This window comes from Pseudomonas sp. GXM4 (assembly GCF_008923895.1).
In the GTDB taxonomy this organism is placed as follows: domain Bacteria; phylum Pseudomonadota; class Gammaproteobacteria; order Pseudomonadales; family Pseudomonadaceae; genus Aquipseudomonas; species Aquipseudomonas atacamensis.
The window spans coordinates 1-17102 of record NZ_WBRZ01000107.1 but is presented as its reverse complement, the minus strand read 5'-3'; the positions used below and the strand labels follow the sequence as shown (position 1 = coordinate 17102).

Here is a 17102-nt window from a genome sequence, read left to right as displayed (position 1 = left end):
ATTGGTGTACACCATCGAACCTGTGGGAGCTGGCTTGCCAGCGATGAGGGCCGTCCAGTCAACGACTATCTGACAGATCCGCGCAACTCCCCCACCAAAACCTGCAACTTAGCCGGCTCGGTCCCTTCGGTAATTGCCGGCCCCGCCACCAGCGTCACCCGCGACCACAAGCGGTTGAACAAGCCCTTGCTCGGATCGCGACTGAAGAAACTCCCCCACAATCCTTGCAACGCCAGCGGAATCACCGGCACCGGCGTCTCCTCCAGAATGCGCGTCACGCCGCCGCGAAACTCGTTGATCTCGCCATCGGCGGTCAATTTGCCTTCCGGGAAAATGCACACCAGCTCACCGTCCTTCAGATATTGGGCAATGCGCGTGAAGGCTTTTTCGTAGATCTGGATATCTTCCTGGCGTCCGGCAATCGGAATAGCGCCCGCCGTGCGGAAGATAAAGTTCAGCACCGGCAAGTTGTAGATCTTGTAGTACATGACAAAGCGAATCGGCCTACGCACGGCACCGCCGATGAGCAAGGCGTCAACGAACGACACGTGGTTGCACACCAACAGCGCCGCGCCCTCGTCCGGGATCGCTTCAAGGTTGCGGTGCTCGACGCGGTACATGGAATGGCTGAGCAGCCAGATCATGAAGCGCATGCTGAATTCCGGAACGATCTTGAAGATGTAGGCGTTGACGCCGATGTTCAGCAGCGACACCACCAGGAACAGTTGCGGGATCGACAGTTTGGCGACGCTCAACAACACGATCGAAACAATCGCCGACACCACCATAAACAGCGCGTTGAGAATGTTGTTGGCGGCAATCACCCGCGCCCGTTCGTTTTCAGCCGTGCGCGACTGGATCAGCGCGTACAGCGGCACAATATAGAAACCACCGAAAATGCCCAGGCCAAGGATGTCGATCAACACCGCCCAGGTGTGAACGAAGCCGAGCACCGCAATCCAGCTATGGCCGGTGACGCTGTCCGGGATCCCACCGGAATGCCACCACAGCAACAGGCCGAACACGGTCAGGCCAAACGAGCCAAAGGGCACCAGCCCGATCTCGACTTTGCGCCCGGAGAGCTTTTCGCAGAGCATCGAACCCAGCGCGATGCCCACCGAAAACACCGTCAAAATCAACGTGACCACGGTTTCGTCACCGTGCATCCATTCCTTGGCGTAGGCCGGGATCTGCGTCAGGTAAATCGCCCCGACAAACCAGAACCACGAGTTACCGACAATCGAGCGCGACACCGCAGGCGTCTGGCCCAGACCGAGTTTCAACGTCGCCCAGGACTGACTGAAGATATTCCAGTTCAGGCGCATTTCCGGCGACGAGGCCGCCGCGCGCGGAATGCTGCGGCTGGCCAGATAACCCAGCACGGCAATGCCGACGATCGCTGCGGAGACTACCGGCGCGTAGTGCTCGGACGACATCATGATCCCGGCGCCGATGGTGCCGGCGAGAATCGCCAGAAACGTGCCCATTTCCACCAGACCGTTGCCGCCGACCAATTCATCGTCGCGCAAGGCCTGCGGCAGGATCGAATACTTCACCGGGCCGAACAACGCCGAGTGCGTGCCCATGGCGAACAGTGCCACCAGCATCAGCGACAGATGATCGAAGAGGAAGCCGATCGATCCTACGGCCATGATGGCGATTTCCGCGAGCTTGATCAGACGGATCAGCGCGTCCTTGGCGAATTTTTCCCCAAATTGCCCGGCCAGCGCCGAGAACAGGAAAAACGGCAGGATAAACAGCAGCGCGCAGAGGTTGACCCAGATCGAGCGATCGCCCTCGATGGTCAGCCGATAGAGGATGGCGAGGATCAACGACTGCTTGAACACGTTGTCGTTGAACGCGCCGAGCGACTGGGTAATAAAGAAGGGCAAAAAGCGCCGGGTGCGCAACAGGTTGAACTGTGAGGGGTGACTCATCTTCCGTGTTTCCTGATGTTAGGTAGTGAGGCCTGGGTGCTTGTTATTGGATTCCCGCACCACGATCCAGGCCACACCTTACCTAAACTTTTCGGATTATTTCTTCAAACCTGCGATACACGGCGAGACAAACAGCTCGCCTCGCCACGCGCCCTGCACGGTGCGCTTGCCGACGATCAGCCACATTGCCGCCAACAAAATCACCAGCGCCGTACCGAATACACTGAAAAATGTCAGGTTGAGGATACTTGCCAGTTTCAGCGTCGCCAGCGAATACACGCCCAATGGGAAGGTGAAGCCCCACCAGCCGAGGTTGAACGGAATGCCGTCACGCAGATAACGCACGGTGATCAGCAGCGCCATCAACATCCACCACAGACCAAAACCCCACAGCGTGATCCCAGCGACCAGACCCAGGCCCGCAGCGATCTCACCGACACCGGGCAGACCATTCGCGGCAAAAATCGCTGGCGCCTCACCGCCCAACAGCAACATGCCCAGCGCACCGGTGCCGATCGGCCCCAGCGCCAGCCAGCTCGACGCGGCCATGTTTTCGTGGGGCAGTTTGTGCAAGGCCATGCGCAGCAACAGAATGGTGAGAATGCTGAACGCCACCGGCAGGGAGAATGCCCAAAGCACATAGCTGGTAGTCAGTACGATCAGTTGCCCATGGGCGTCGGTCAGATGCGGGGCGAGCAAGCCGCCGCTGGCCGCTGCCACTTCCGCCGCCACTACCGGCAGCAACCAGACCGCGGTCATCTGATCGATGCTGTGTTCCTGGCGGGTAAACATCATGTACGGAATCAGCACACCGCAGGCCAGCGACATCGCCACATCGATCCACCACAACACTTCAACAAGTTGAATAACACCGTCGCCCCAGCGCGGCAGGCCGAACAACAGAAAGCCGTTAATGATCGTCGCCAGGCCCATGGGAATGGTGCCGAAGAACATCGACACGGTGGAATGACCGAAAATCCGCCGCGCCTCGTCAAAGAACAAAATCCAGCGCGCGGCGTAGGCAGCGGTAAACAGGCTGAACAAGAGAATGTTGAACAGCCACAGCCCCTCGGCCACGGCGCGCAATCCGGGAATGGCCAGCGGCAACTGGGCAAGCGCCAATGCCAGCACACCGGTGCCCATGGTCGCGGCGAACCAGTTCGGCGTGAACTGGCGGATCACTTCACGCGGATGCTGAAGCTGGCTGAAAGGTTTGTAGCCGGGGGTGACACTGTTAGGGCAAATCATCATGAACTCCTGTCCTCTGGCGAGGTTGAGTTCATGGTAGATCCGAATCGAATATCGATATAACGGGTAATATCTCTAACTGTTATCTGTTTTGCAGATAAGTATCTACACGCGCTTAAGGAGCGCTGCAAACTCTGCCTGTCTGCGGACGCAGACTGAGCAGCAGCGCAGCCACGGCCAGCACGATCAATACAACGCCGTAACCATCAGTGGTCGCCAGCAACCCGAAACTGCGAGCCAGTTGCCCGGCCAGCAACGCCGGCAAACAGAACGCCAGATAACTGAGCACGTAATACGCCGACATCAACCCGGCTCGCTCGTGTGGCGAGGCCAGCGACACCAGACTGCGCACCGTACCGAGGAAACCGGAACCGAAGCCGCAACCGGCGACCAGGGTGCCAAAGAAAAACAGCGACAGACTGGCGCCATGCACGCCGAGCAAAATCAGAATCAGCCCGACCGGCAGCAGGCTCGCGCCCAGCCGCAGCGCCTGAGCGGCCGGGCGATTGCGCATCGTAAAAATCATCAACGCACCGGTCACGGTGAGCGCCGCGACCGTAGCGCCACCAATCAGATTGGAGGTAGAGCCAGTGGCGGTGCGCACCAATGACGGTGCCAGCGAGGCATAAAAACCACCGAGCGCCCAGGTTGCGGTGTTCAGCGGCAGCACTCGCCACAAAGTTGAACGCGCTTGCACCGGCACGTGCAGGGTCGGTCGCAACGACGCCAGCGCCCCACCTTGCCGCGAGACACTTTCCGGCAGGCGCCAGACATACATGCCTTGCAACACAAACAGTGCCAACAGTAACCAGTAAGTCAGCTGTAACGGCGCCGGCGCGAATTCCGCCAGCAAGCCACAACCCAAACCGCCCAGAGCCATCCCGAGTAACGGCGCGACACTGTTGATCAGCGGCCCCTGCTGCCGGTCGGTGTCGAGCAGCGTTGCGCTCAATACGGCAGTGGCCATGCCGGTGGCGAAACCTTGCAGCACCCGCGCGCCGATCAACCACGACACCCTGTCGGCATAAATGAACAGCAACATGGCCAGCGCATTGAGCAGCACGGCACTGAAGATCACCGGTTTGCGTCCGAGATGGTCGGAAAGCGAGCCCACCGTCAGCAACGCTGCCAACAGACTCAAGGCGTATACGGCAAAAATCAGCGTGAGCATCGCTGCCGAGAAATGCAGTTGATCCTGATACAAGTGATACAACGGCGTCGGGGCGGTGGAAGCGGCGAGAAAACTGAGTAAGGTGATCGCCAGAAACCACAAGCTGGACCGGTGGGAAGCGAAATTATTCAAGGGGCTGGTCATGGGCATACTCCGCAAAAGCTAATTTTTTGCTTTTGCGCAGTGTGCTACCGCCCAGCGCTTAAAGCAAATTCTTTGTGTTAAGGTCTGCCGCATGGCTATTAAAGAAGGTTTACGTCCCGGTGGCCGCAGTGCCCGGGTGCAGGAGTCGATTCATTCGGCGGTCAATGCGCTGCTGCGAGAGCAGGAACGTTCTACCCTGACCGTCCCGCAAATCGCCGCCCGCGCGGGGGTTACGCCGTCGACGATCTACCGCCGCTGGGGTGATCTGGCAGCATTGCTGGCGGACGTCGCCCTCGCCCGCATGCGCCCGGACAGCGAGCCGGCGAACACTGGCAGCCTGCGCGGCGATATCCGCGCCTGGGCCGAGCAATATCTCGACGAGATGAGCTCGGAGGTCGGGCGCAACATGATGCGCGACGTGCAGGCCAGCGCTACGCCGGGCTATTGCGTGGCGATCATCGGTGCGCAGTTGCAGACCATTGTCGATCGCTATCCGGATGAAAAGGCGCCGAGTGTCGATCGCTTGATCAATCTGGTGGTGGCGCCGGTGGTGTTCCGGATTCTGTTTTCGGCCACGGCGCTGGAGGTTGATGAGTTGCATCGGTTGATCGATATTGCGCTGCATCTGGACTGACGCAAGCTTTGATGTAGGAGCCGACGAGTGCAACGAGGCTGCGATCTTTTGACCTTCACATCAAGATCGCAGCTCCTACAGGATTGCGCGTCGGGCAGGATCAACGCACAAACGCAACGATCCATGCCTGCGACACCCCGCCACGCCACGACCTTGGTCGACACTGACTAACCGCCGCGCCCGTGCGAGACTGTCCGCCCGGGCAGGAGTGCCGGGGAGTCTTTTGTCGGGAGTGCTGCATGTCGTTGTCCACCGGGCTGATCGCCGTCGTTGCCCTGGCCTACATGGCCATCATGTTCGCCATCGCCTTCTACGGCGACCGTCGCAGCACACCGTTGCCGCCACGTGTGCGTGCCTGGGTGTACAGCCTGTCGCTGGCGGTTTACTGCACCAGCTGGACGTTCTTCGGCGCGGTCGGTCAGGCGGCGGAACAACTGTGGTCATTCCTGCCGATCTACCTCGGGCCGATCCTGCTGCTGGTCGGCGCGCCGTGGGTCCTGCAGAAAATGGTGATGATCAGCAAACAGGAGAACATCACCTCCATCGCCGACTTCATCGCCGCGCGCTACGGCAAATCGCAATCGCTGGCGGTGGTGGTGGCGCTGATCTGTCTGGTCGGCGTGTTGCCCTATATTGCCCTGCAACTCAAAGGCATCGTCCTCGGCGTGAACCTGTTGATCGGCGCCGGCGCCGATGCCATGGGCACCCGCGCTCAAGACACGGCGCTGATCGTGTCGCTGGTGCTGGCGTTGTTCACCATCGTCTTCGGTACGCGCAACCTCGACGCCACCGAACACCATCGTGGCATGGTGCTGGCGATTGCCTTTGAATCGCTGGTCAAGCTGTTCGCCTTTCTCGCCGTCGGCGCCTTCGTCACGTACGGCCTGTATGACGGTTTCGACGACCTGTTCAATCAGGCGATGCTCGCCCCGCGCCTTGAGGCGTACTGGAAGGAAACCATCAACTGGCCATCGATGGTGGTGCAGACCGGCGTGGCGATGATGGCGATCATCTGCCTGCCGCGGCAATTTCACGTGACCGTGGTGGAAAATATCGACCCGCAGGATCTGCGTCTGGCGAAATGGGTGTTCCCCGCCTATCTGGCATTGGCCGCACTGTTTGTAGTCCCGATCGCTCTCGCCGGTCAGATGATGCTGCCTAGTGATGTGCTGCCCGACTCGTTCGTGATCAGCCTGCCGCTGGCCCAGGCCCATCCGGCGCTGGCGATGCTGGCGTTTATCGGCGGCGCATCGGCAGCGACCGGCATGGTGATTGTCGCCAGCGTTGCGCTGTCGACCATGGTTTCCAACGACATGCTGTTGCCGTGGCTGTTGCGCCGCAACAACGCCGAGCGCCCGTTTGAAGTGTTCCGCCAGTGGATGCTCTCGGTGCGCCGAGTGAGCATCGTGGTGATTCTGCTGCTGGCCTACGTCAGTTATCGCTTGCTTGGCTCGACCGCGAGCCTGGCGACTATCGGCCAGATCGCCTTCGCGGCGGTGACGCAACTGGCGCCAGCCATGCTCGGCGCGCTGTACTGGAAACAGGCCAACCGCCGGGGCGTGTTCGCCGGCCTCGCCACCGGCACTTTCCTGTGGTTTTACACGCTGGTGCTGCCGATTGCCGCGCACAGTCTCGGCTGGTCGCTGGCGAGTTTTCCCGGCTTGGCGTGGCTGCACAGCAATCCGCTGAACCTGCCGATCACGCCGCTGACCCAAGGCGTGGTGCTGTCGCTGGCCGGTAACTTCACCCTGTTCGCCTGGGTCTCGGTGCTCTCGCGCACGCGGGTTTCCGAGCACTGGCAGGCCGGGCGTTTTATCGGTCAGGAAATCAGCGCACGACCTAATGCTCGTTCGATGCTGGCGGTACAGATCGACGATCTGCTGCAACTGGCGGCGCGTTTTGTCGGCGAAGAACGCGCGCGGCAGAGCTTCATTCGCTTCGCCTACCGTCAGGGCAAGGGCTTCAACCCCAACCAGAACGCCGACAGCGAATGGATTGCCCACACCGAACGCTTGCTGGCCGGTGTCCTCGGCGCTTCTTCGACGCGCGCCGTAGTAAAGGCCGCCATCGAAGGTCGGGAAATGCAGTTGGAGGACGTAGTCCGAATCGCTGACGAAGCCTCGGAAGTGCTGCAGTTCAACCGCGCGCTGCTGCAAGGCGCGATCGAGAACATCACCCAGGGCATCAGCGTGGTCGACCAGTCGCTGAAACTGGTGGCGTGGAACCGGCGTTATCTGGAGCTGTTCAACTACCCCGACGGCCTGATCAGCGTCGGCCGGCCGATTGCCGACATCATTCGCTACAACGCCGAACGCGGTTTGTGCGGCCCCGGCGAAGCGGAAGTGCACGTCGCGCGACGCTTGCACTGGATGCGTCAGGGCCGCGCGCACACTTCCGAACGGCTGTTCCCCAATGGCCGGGTGATCGAGCTGATCGGCAACCCGATGCCCGGCGGCGGATTTGTCATGAGCTTCACCGACATTACCGCGTTCCGCGAAGCCGAACAGGCGCTGACCGAGGCCAACGAAGGGCTGGAACAACGGGTCAGCGAGCGTACCCAGGAACTGTCGCAACTCAACGTCGCGCTCACCGAAGCCAAGGGCAATGCCGAGGCGGCCAACCAGTCGAAAACCCGCTTCCTCGCCGCCGTCAGCCATGACTTGATGCAACCGCTGAACGCCGCACGGCTGTTCTCCGCCGCCCTCTCCCACCAGAACGAAGGCTTGAGCGCAGAGGCGCAACAACTGGTGCAACACCTCGACAGCTCGCTGCGTTCGGCGGAAGACCTGATCAGCGATCTGCTGGACATCTCCCGCCTGGAAAACGGCAAGATCAACCCGGATCGCAAAGCCTTCGTCGTCAATGAACTGTTCGACACCCTCGGCGCAGAATTCAAGGCGCTGGCTCAAGAGCAAAAGCTCACGTTCCGGGTGCGCGGCAGTCAATTGCGCATCGACAGCGACATCAAACTGCTGCGGCGGATTCTGCAAAACTTCCTCACCAACGCGTTCCGCTACGCCAAAGGCCCGGTGCTGCTGGGCGTGCGTCGGCGCGGTGGTGAGTTATGTCTGGAAGTCTGGGATCGCGGCCCGGGCATTCCGGAAGACAAGCAGCAGGTAATTTTTGAAGAATTCAAACGCCTCGACAGCCACCAGACCCGCGCCGAAAAAGGCCTGGGCCTGGGTCTGGCGATCGCCGACGGCTTGTGCCGCGTGCTCGGGCACACCCTGCGCGTTCGCTCCTGGCCGGGGCGCGGCAGTGTGTTCAGCGTCACGGTACCGCTGGCGCGCGCGCAAACGCCTGCGGCGAGCGCCTCGGTCGAACCGAACAGCAAAATGCTCAGCGGCGCGCAGGTGCTGTGCATCGATAACGAAGACAGCATCCTGATCGGCATGAACAGCCTGTTGAGCCGCTGGGGCTGCCAGGTGTGGACGGCGCGCAATCGCGAAGAATGCGCAGCGATATTGAATGAAGGTGTGCGGCCGCAACTGGCGCTGGTCGACTATCACCTCGACCACGGCGATACCGGCACAGAGCTGATGGCCTGGTTGCGCACGCGCCTGGGCGAGCCGGTACCCGGCGTGGTAATCAGCGCGGATGGACGCCCGGAGACCGTAGCGCAAGTGCATGCGGCGGGGCTTGATTATCTGGCCAAACCGGTGAAGCCGGCGGCGTTGCGGGCACTGCTGAGTCGGTATTTGCCGTTGTAAAAGGTGAACTTGCAGACGCCTTCGCGAGCAGGCTCGCTCCCACAGAAAAGCAAAAGCAAAAGATCGCAGCCTTCGGCAGCTCCTACACAATGAGCGTTAGCTCGAGTACCGCTTTTGATCTTGATCCACCGGCGACGTCGGAAGGCTGAGCGGATCGATCCCGGAGCGAAGGAACCCGAGCCTGCGAGGGCCGAACGTAGGAGCAAGCGTTTTTTTGCTTATTTTTTTACTGGGCCGGCATTCCGGGCGTTTGTAAAAAAAGTGAGTCGCCGTAAGGGCGAAACCGCCAGCCGCCATCACCGCAGCAACGGATATGCCCCCAAAATCAGCCCAAAAAACGACGCCTACTCAGGCAACTCAACCAACCCATCAACATCCGTCATCGCCCGCTCCAGCAAATCCGCCGGCAAGCTCTTGCTCGCCCGCGCACCGAGCAACTTCAACTGCTCACTGCGGCTGACCAGATTACCGCGCCCCTCTGTCAGCTTGTTGCGCGCTGAGCTGTAAGCCTTGTCCAGTTGCTGCAGACGATTGCCCACTTCGTCCAGATCCTGAATAAACAACACGAACTTGTCGTACAGCCAACCCGCGCGCTCAGCGATTTCCCGGGCGTTCTGGCTCTGCCGTTCCTGCTTCCACAAACTGTCGATCACCCGCAACGTTGCCAGCAGCGTAGTCGGGCTGACGATAACGATATTGCGGTCGAAAGCGTCCTGGAACAGCGACGGTTCAGCCTGCAATGCCGCAGAAAATGCCGCTTCGATCGGTACGAACAGCAAAACGAAATCGAGGCTGTGCAAGCCTTCCAGACGCTTGTAATCCTTGCCGGCCAGACCTTTGACATGATTGCGCAGCGACAACACGTGCTGCTTGATCGCGATCTGCCCCAACGTGTCGTCATCTGCCGCGACATACTGTTGATACGCGGTGAGGCTGACTTTCGAATCGACCACCACCTGCTTGTCGCCGGGCAGATAAATGATCACATCGGGCTGGAAGCGTTCCCCGTCCGGGCCTTTGAGATTGACCTGGGTCTGGTATTCGCGGCCCTTCTCCAGACCTGCGTGTTCAAGAACGCGCTCGAGGATCAGTTCGCCCCAATTGCCTTGGGTTTTCTGGCCCTTGAGCGCGCGAGTCAGGTTGGTCGCTTCGTCGCTCAGGCGCAGGTTCAACGCCTGCAAACGCTCCAGCTCCTTGGCCAGCGAGAAGCGCTCGCGGGCTTCGGCCTGATAGCTTTCTTCCACGCGTTTTTCAAAGGACTGGATGCGTTCTTTCAACGGATCGAGTAACTGCCCGAGCCGCTGCTGGCTGGTTTCGGCAAAGCGCTGCTCACGCTCATCGAAGATCTTGCCGGCCAGCTCGGCGAACTGCGCGCGCAGCTCATCACGCGAGCCTTGCAGGTCGTTGAGACGTTGTTGATGGCTTTCCTGTTGCTCTCGCAGTTCGGCACTCAGCGAGGCAGCGTGGGCGTCGAGGCGGCGTAACTCAGCATCCTTGTTGGCGCGTTCGAGGTTCCAGGCGTGGGAGGCATCGCGGGCGTCATCGCGCTCGATCTGCAGCAATTCGACCTCGCGGCGCAGCGCGGCGAGGTCTGCCTGTTTGGCAGCGTTGGCCTGGCCGAGGTCGGCGATCTCGTCGCGGCTCGCTTCAAGCTGCGCGGTGAGGCCGTCCTGGGCCAGTTGCGCCATGGCCAGGCGCTCTTCGAGCAAGGCCAGATCGGCCTGGGCGTTGCTGGCCCTGCGTTGCAGTTGCCAGGCCAGCGCCAACAGCGGCAACCCTGCCGCCGCCAGACCGAGCAATACGCTGGTCAAGTCCATAGCCATAGCGACTCCTGCCAATCGGATAAAGCCTGAAGGTTAACCAAGGTGTCAGGGCTTGGACAGCTCAGTCTTCGATCAGACCGAGTTCCTGCTGCGCGCGACGGTCACCGGCGCGGGCGGCCTGACGCAGCAGCTCCTGACCGATACGCCGGTCACGGGCATTGCCGCACTCCCGGCAAATCAATTGGCCGAGGCGGCTTTGTGCGGCGACCACGCCTTCTCGGGCCGGTTGCTTGAGCAGACGGCCGGCGATGTGCTTGGCGCTGGGGCTGTCGCTCAGGCGCGGCGCATCGAGCAGCCATTCGGCCACACGCACGGAAAAACGCTTGGGAGCGGTAACAGAGGTCGGGTTGGAGGTAACAGAGTCTGATACTGAGCGAAACTTCATAAAGCACTGCGGGACAGATCGGAAGGCGCGCCACTTTACTCTCTTTTTCTTACAGGTAAAGTCGAAAAAAACCCGGCACGCCCGTCCTAGAGCAAGCGCTAGGGACAATCCACAGAAGCTGTGGATAAGTCAGTGGACAACCGCTCTGTGATCCTCGCAAAGCCTTATGGAATGGGGCTCGCAGTCAAACTGACGATTTTTTCACCAACAAAAAAAGACGATATTTTTCATTGACTTAAACTTTTGATACAGGCAGCGACTGGAGTCAGGATCGATGTGACAGTTGCGTTACGCTCTGCGCAACTAATGTGCACAAGTACCTGTGAGCCGGTTATATGCGTGCGCTTTTTCGGGTCATTTTGCGCAGCTGCGACCGACCGAAAGGCTCTGCGAAAAGCATGCACGCCGACGGACGGTGCGACACGACCTTTCTCTGTGACCCTTTTTTTGGTCATGGGGTTTGCTTCGCCCGAACGGATCCGTTACTATCCGCGGCGTTAGTACCAAGCTGAAAGTCAATTCCGGTCGAACATCTCCCCACGGTCAACTTCCAACAGGAAGACACTGCCGAAAAAAGCGGGAACGACCCCTCGATGGTTTCCAGGTAAATCTTGCGACGACGCTGCCTTTGAACGAAAACAAAGGGCGTTGCGAAGAACACTTACTCTGACCGAACCAACCTGCAAATTGATCAGGATCTTCACCCCGGGCCCAGAACCTTTGCCCTCGCTGTGATGCCTGTCCTCCTAAGTACCTACCTGCCAGCCCAAGCGCGCTCACTTATCAGCGCTTCAAACTGGCTGCTTTGTTCCAGTCGGGTTCTTCGTTCGATCAATGGTGATCAACGTTACTGGAACGTTTTAACGTTGCACGGTTCTTATCCGTGTCATTTGTAGGAACACCTAATAACTATGTCTACTCAAATCCAGACTCAGGATGCCATTCGCACCCTAACCAACGCTTTTGCTCCAATGAACTGCCTGATCATGGCCGCTCGCAAAGGCTGCTTCAGCTTCACCGTGGTCAATGAACACGGCATCGCTCGTCACAGCGAGCGTCTGTACCCCGATCAATACTCCAGCGCCGAACCGCTGCAGGCCGTGATTGAGCGTACCCGTCAGGCCCTGGTTGCCTGAGAGCCGGACAGGCTGCAAAAGCAAAGCCCTGCTGAAAAGCGGGGCTTTTTATTGCCTGATATTTCACTTTTAGCGCTGCGCTTCTAAGCATGTTCCGATCTAACGCCCGGGATGCGATGGCGGAAATATTTTAAAAACAGACCTTTACACGCTGAATATGACACTACACTTCAACTCAAGCGGCTTGACCCGCTTGCGGCGAGCCTGAGTCGATCCACTGCTGCCAAGGCCCCTTCAGGACTCGCCCTCAACAACAAGAACCGAGGGTGTTATGGGTATCGCTGCCAGCGAACTGTGCCGCTATGTGATCCGTCCCACGCTGATTTATCTGGGACGCCACTGCGCAACTGCCGAATCCCTGCTGCTGGGTATCGCCGCCAGCCAGTCCGCCCTCGGGTCTGCCCTGCATGACCGCCGTGGCCATGGCCTCTACCGGATTGCCGAGCATCGGCATCAGGCCCTCTGGGATGATTATCTGGCGCTCGATCCGGAGCGCGCCAGCCTGGTGCGCGGCCTCGCCAGTCAGCATGCGTTCCTCAGCGGCCCGCATCTGGAACTGACCGTCAACCTGCGTTACGCCACGGCCATCGCCTGGCTGCTGGTAGAAGAACAGAACCCCATCCTCCCCGCTCCGACCGACCTGCTCGGCATGGCGCGCATCTGGCGCCAGACCTTTCAACCGCAAGGCCGTTTGCGCGACTTCACCTATGCCTGGCAAACCTGTGTTTCACCCTTGAATCAGGTCGCTTGCTGACCGGGCGGTTTCACAAGTTCTCGCAACAAGTCGCCATTTTGGTCGGATTGTCCTACAAAACCGCTCTAACTCAAGGCTTACAAGCTATAGCGCTGGGACGAAAATGTTGGTAATTTTCGCCCCGGTGATCACCAGGAGTTCTAATAATGAAAAAAGTCATGCTCAAAACCACCCTTAGCCTCGCCGTTACCCTTGCCTCCACACAAATCTTCGCGGCAGGTTTTGCCCTCAACGAACAAAGCATCAGTGGGATGGGGACTGGTTTTGCCGGGCGATCTTCTTCTGCCGACGACGCAAGCACTGTTTATGGCAACCCGGCCGGCATGGCGCGCATCAAGCGCGAACAAGTCACCGGCGGCGTCGCCCTGGTCGACGCGCATACCGATATCAGCGATACCAGCTCCAGCCCGAACGGCGGCAGCAACAAAGGCGACATGGTGCCCCTCACTGCCGTACCGATGGGCTTCTATGTAAAACCGATCGATGATCACTGGGCATTCGGCCTCGGTGTGTACGTGCCGTTCGGTCTGATCACGGATTACGAAAACGGCTTCGCCGGTCGTTACTTCGGCAGCAAGTCGGAAGTACAAGTCATCACCTTCCAGCCAACCGTCAGCTACGCCTTCAACGACAAGGTGTCGATCGGTTTCGGCCCGACCATCAACCGCATCGACGGCTCGCTGGAATCCAACCTGTCGATCACCCAGGCACTGCCGGACGGCAAGGTCAAGATCAAGGGTGACGACACCGCGCTGGGCTACAACGTCGGCTTGCTGGTCCAGGCCACCGACACCACCCGTGTCGGCCTGACCTATCACTCCAAGGTCGACTACAAGCTCGAAGGCGACACCAAGGTCAACTACAACGCTCTGGCGCTGGTGGGCGTTGGCGCCAACCAGAAGTACGACGCTTCGCTGAAGATCACCACGCCGGAATCCGTGGACCTGTCGGTCACCCAGGCAATCAACGATCGCTGGAACGTCTACGCCGGTACCACCTGGACCCGCTGGAGCCAACTGGACAAGATCACCGTAAAGAACTCCGGCGTGCAGCCTCTGCTGGCCGGTCAGTTCGGTTCGATCAACGAAGACCAGAACTGGCATGACTCCTGGGCCTATGCCGTGGGTACCTCGTACCAGTTGAACAAGGAATGGGTCCTGCGTACCGGTCTGACCTTCGACCAGTCGCCAACCAATAACGAAGACCGCTCGCCGCGTATCCCGACTGGCGACCGCACCATCTTCAGTATCGGTGCCGGCTGGAGCCCGACCGACGACCTGACCATCGACGTCGCGTACTCGTACCTGAAAGAAGAGTCGGTCAACATCCGCAACGAAAACGCGCGTGGCCAGACTTACGATGCCAAGTATGAAAACTCGGCAAACGGCTTCGGTGTCGGCGCGACATACCGCTTCTGATGCTCGATGGCGAGGCTAACCCCTCGCCCAAGAAAAAGCCCCGCTCTCTTTACAGAGGCGGGGCTTTTTCATGTCTGTAATTTTTCACTGGAACGACAACATCACCCTTGTGGGAGCGAGCCTGCTCGCGAAGGCGGTATGTCAGATGTTGATTTGCTGACTGACACACCGCTTCGCGAGCAGGCTCGCTCCCACAGGGAACAGCATGAATCAGGGCTTCAGCGGCTTGGAGGCAATGGCCTTTTCGATCGCGGCGATAAACTCGGGGTCATCCGGTTTGGTCAAACTGGAAAAACTCGCCACGACCTTGCCCTGCCGGTCGACCACATACTTGTAGAAGTTCCACTTCGGCGCATTGCTCTGCGCGGCCAGCACCTGGAACAGATGCGTGGCGTCGTCGCCGCGAACCTTCTGCGGCTCGGTCATGTTGAAGGTCACGCCATAATTGGCGTAGCAGACCTTGGCGGTTTCCGCGCTGTCCTTGGACTCCTGCTTGAAGTCATTCGACGGCACGCCGAGCATCTCCAGCCCTTGCGCTTTGTAGCGCTTGTTCAGCGCCTCGAGGCCTTCGAACTGCGGGGCGAAACCGCAGAAGCTGGCGGTATTGACCACCACCAGCGGCTTGTCGGCGTACTGCTTGCACAGATCGATGGATTCCTTGGCGCGCAGCTTGGGCAGCGAGCCTTGCAGCAGCTCAGGACAATCGGCGGCCTGGGCCAGGCCAGTCAACGCCATCAGCAACGCGGGAACAGCACACCAGCGCATCAACATGTCGAATTCCTTGGGCAGTCATCAGGCTTCGACGTTACTCGCCACGTTGCCATCTAGCAAATGCTCATGCCCAACTGCATCAGCGCCAGACCGCCGCGTTGCCAGCCCCACCACACCAGCGCCAACAGCGCAGCAGCCAGTGCGGCAACAACGACCCGCGCGCAGATCCGGCTCATGCTGCGCTCGCCGCAGCTTGCAGGCGCGCCACCGGACGCTCGCGCACCGGCCAGTTCAGCGCCGCCGCGAGCAGGCTCAAGAGAACCGCCACTTGCCAGATCAAGTCATAACTCCCGGTTCGGTCGTACACCACCCCGCCCAGCCAACCGCCAAGGAACGAGCCGAGCTGATGGAACAGAAAGACGATGCCACCGAGCATGGACAAATTGCGCACGCCGAACAAGGTCGCCACCGTACCGTTGGTCAACGGCACCGTCGACAGCCACAGGAAGCCCATGGCCATGCCGAACAGATACGCCGTGGTGGTCGTCACCGGCAACCACAGGAACAGCACGATCACCACTGCGCGCAACAGATACAGCGCAGTCAACAGACGCGGTTTGGACATGCGGCCACCGAGCCAGCCGGCGGTGTAAGTGCCGAAGATATTGAACAGTCCGATCAACGCCAGCACCGTAGTGCCGACACTGGCGGGCAGATGCTGATCGACCAGATACGCTGGCAAGTGCACACCGATGAACACCACCTGAAACCCGCAGACAAAAAAGCCGAACGCCAGCAGCCAGAAACCGGAGTGCGAGCAGGCCTCACGCAGCGCTTCGGAAAGAGTCTGTTCATGGCCAAGCACCGGCAGCGGCTTGTCCTTGAGCATGCTCACCAGCGGCACAATCATCGCCACCAACAGGCCCAACACCAACAGCGCCGCCGACCAGCCGAGCCAGCCGATCAGGCCCAGCGTGCCCGGCAACATCGCAAACTGGCCGAACGAACCGGCGGCGCTGGCGATACCCATGCCCATGCTGCGTTTCTCTGGCGGCACAGCGCGACCCACAACACCAAGAATGACCGAAAACGAAGTGCCCGAAAGACCAATACCGATCAGCAGACCGGCACTAAGTGACAGAGTCACCGCCGAATCAGACAGGCCCATGCACACCAGGCCCGCCGCGTAGAGGATCCCACCGACCAGCACCACTTTCGCCGCGCCGAAGCGGTCAGCCAGCGCGCCGGTGAACGGCTGCGCCAAGCCCCAGATCAGGTTTTGCAGGGCGATGGCGAAGGCAAACACTTCGCGACCCCAGCCGAACTGCGCGCTCATCGGCGACAGGAACAGACCGAACCCGTGGCGCACGCCCAATGACAACGCCAGGATCAGCGCACTCCCCAGCAACACCCAACCGCACGTACGCCACATCGATGTCATTGTTATTCTCCAGTCGCGGGTATATACCCGCTTGAGCGCGAAAAAACCGCCGTCAGGCCAGTTCGTCGAGCAGTTTGAGCAAGGTTTCGCGCTTCTCGGCACCGAGACGGTCGATCAGTCGCTGTTGCGCCGCTTCCCACGCCGGCAGTGCCGCTGCCAGCCGCTCCACGCCGGTTTCAGTGAGGCGCACGATGCGGTTGCGCATGTCCTCGCCTTCGGCCAGCGCCACCAGACCTTCGCCTTCCAGCACACGTAAATTGCGCCCGAGAGTGCTGCGATCCAGGCCCATGGCCTCAGCCAGTTCGGAAATGCTCGGTTGCTCCAGCCGCTGCAGATTGCACAGCAGAGAATACTGGGCAACGTTGATCCCGAAGCCATCGAGAGCGCCGTCGTAATGCCTGCTGACGCCACGCGCGGCGCGACGCAGGTTGGTGCACAAACACTGAGAAGGAAGCATGATGCGTGTATATACCCGCGAGTGTGTTAAATCAAGTTACAGATGAGTTTACTCTGAACATCATTGTTGCCGGCGAGGCCGCCTTCGCGAGCAGGCTCGCTCCCACAGGGGATTGCATTTCGAAGGTGGGAGC

Annotated in this window: 14 protein-coding genes; 5 read left to right on the top strand and 9 right to left on the bottom strand. The window is 60.0% G+C overall.

The window, feature by feature from the left end; translation table 11 throughout:
- Positions 1 to 65 precede the first annotated feature (65 nt).
- The 3 genes from F8N49_RS15015 to F8N49_RS15005 form a co-directional block, all read right to left on the bottom strand.
- Positions 66 to 1937 (bottom strand): MFS transporter, encoded by a 1872-nt coding sequence (locus tag F8N49_RS15015; RefSeq protein ID WP_071171502.1) that lies wholly within the window; start codon positions 1935 to 1937, stop codon positions 66 to 68.
- A 96-nt stretch (positions 1938 to 2033) separates the two neighbouring features.
- Positions 2034 to 3185 carry a TDT family transporter gene (locus F8N49_RS15010; RefSeq protein WP_151551837.1) on the bottom strand — a complete coding sequence of 384 codons (1152 nt, stop codon included), beginning with the start codon at positions 3183 to 3185 and terminating at the stop codon, positions 2034 to 2036.
- A 115-nt stretch (positions 3186 to 3300) separates the two neighbouring features.
- The gene (locus F8N49_RS15005; protein ID WP_151551838.1) at positions 3301 to 4488 is read right to left on the bottom strand and encodes an MFS transporter; all 1188 of its coding nucleotides are present in this window, start codon (positions 4486 to 4488) and stop codon (positions 3301 to 3303) included.
- Positions 4489 to 4591: 103 nt separating this feature from the next.
- On the opposite strand from F8N49_RS15005, the gene F8N49_RS15000 reads away from it, so the two are divergent.
- Together F8N49_RS15000 and F8N49_RS14995 are read left to right on the top strand one after the other, a co-directional pair.
- Entirely contained in the window at positions 4592 to 5134 is a 543-nt protein-coding gene (locus tag F8N49_RS15000) for a TetR/AcrR family transcriptional regulator C-terminal ligand-binding domain-containing protein (protein ID WP_151551836.1), read from the top strand.
- Between the two features lie 239 nt (positions 5135 to 5373).
- Complete coding sequence (locus F8N49_RS14995; protein ID WP_073472656.1) at positions 5374 to 8844, top strand: PAS domain-containing hybrid sensor histidine kinase/response regulator; 3471 nt, start codon at positions 5374 to 5376, stop codon at positions 8842 to 8844.
- A 344-nt stretch (positions 8845 to 9188) separates the two neighbouring features.
- On the opposite strand, the gene rmuC is transcribed toward F8N49_RS14995, so the two are convergent.
- Positions 9189 to 10553: a DNA recombination protein RmuC gene (gene rmuC, locus F8N49_RS14990; protein WP_163012219.1), complete on the bottom strand. Its 1365-nt coding sequence runs from the start codon at positions 10551 to 10553 to the stop codon at positions 9189 to 9191.
- A gap of 175 nt (positions 10554 to 10728) precedes the next feature.
- On the bottom strand, positions 10729 to 11052 hold the full coding sequence (locus F8N49_RS14985) for a hypothetical protein (protein ID WP_073472660.1): 324 nt from the start codon (positions 11050 to 11052) through the stop codon (positions 10729 to 10731).
- Between the two features lie 911 nt (positions 11053 to 11963).
- On the opposite strand from F8N49_RS14985, the gene F8N49_RS14975 reads away from it, so the two are divergent.
- The 3 genes from F8N49_RS14975 (at position 11964) to F8N49_RS14965 (ending at position 14360) form a co-directional block, all read left to right on the top strand.
- Positions 11964 to 12188, top strand: coding sequence for a hypothetical protein (locus tag F8N49_RS14975; RefSeq protein WP_016773719.1), 225 nt, complete (start codon positions 11964 to 11966; stop codon positions 12186 to 12188).
- Positions 12189 to 12459: 271 nt separating this feature from the next.
- Positions 12460 to 12942: a hypothetical protein gene (locus F8N49_RS14970; RefSeq protein WP_073472662.1), complete on the top strand. Its 483-nt coding sequence runs from the start codon at positions 12460 to 12462 to the stop codon at positions 12940 to 12942.
- Positions 12943 to 13088: 146 nt separating this feature from the next.
- Positions 13089 to 14360 carry an OmpP1/FadL family transporter gene (locus F8N49_RS14965; protein ID WP_056783953.1) on the top strand — a complete coding sequence of 424 codons (1272 nt, stop codon included), beginning with the start codon at positions 13089 to 13091 and terminating at the stop codon, positions 14358 to 14360.
- A 210-nt stretch (positions 14361 to 14570) separates the two neighbouring features.
- Here the strand turns inward: F8N49_RS14965 and F8N49_RS14960 are convergent, their stop codons facing one another.
- The 4 genes from F8N49_RS14960 to F8N49_RS14950 are packed head-to-tail and all read right to left on the bottom strand — an operon-like array spanning position 14571 to position 16969.
- Positions 14571 to 15131, bottom strand: coding sequence for a glutathione peroxidase (locus tag F8N49_RS14960; RefSeq protein WP_071171497.1), 561 nt, complete (start codon positions 15129 to 15131; stop codon positions 14571 to 14573).
- Between the two features lie 53 nt (positions 15132 to 15184).
- Positions 15185 to 15307 carry a hypothetical protein gene (locus F8N49_RS28320; RefSeq protein ID WP_016773715.1) on the bottom strand — a complete coding sequence of 41 codons (123 nt, stop codon included), beginning with the start codon at positions 15305 to 15307 and terminating at the stop codon, positions 15185 to 15187.
- Positions 15304 to 16512, bottom strand: coding sequence for an MFS transporter (locus F8N49_RS14955; RefSeq protein WP_056783951.1), 1209 nt, complete (start codon positions 16510 to 16512; stop codon positions 15304 to 15306). Before F8N49_RS14955 ends, F8N49_RS28320 begins: the two co-directional genes overlap by 4 nt.
- Before the next feature lie 52 nt (positions 16513 to 16564).
- Complete coding sequence (locus F8N49_RS14950; RefSeq protein WP_122747463.1) at positions 16565 to 16969, bottom strand: MarR family winged helix-turn-helix transcriptional regulator; 405 nt, start codon at positions 16967 to 16969, stop codon at positions 16565 to 16567.
- Positions 16970 to 17102: the final 133 nt, after the last annotated feature.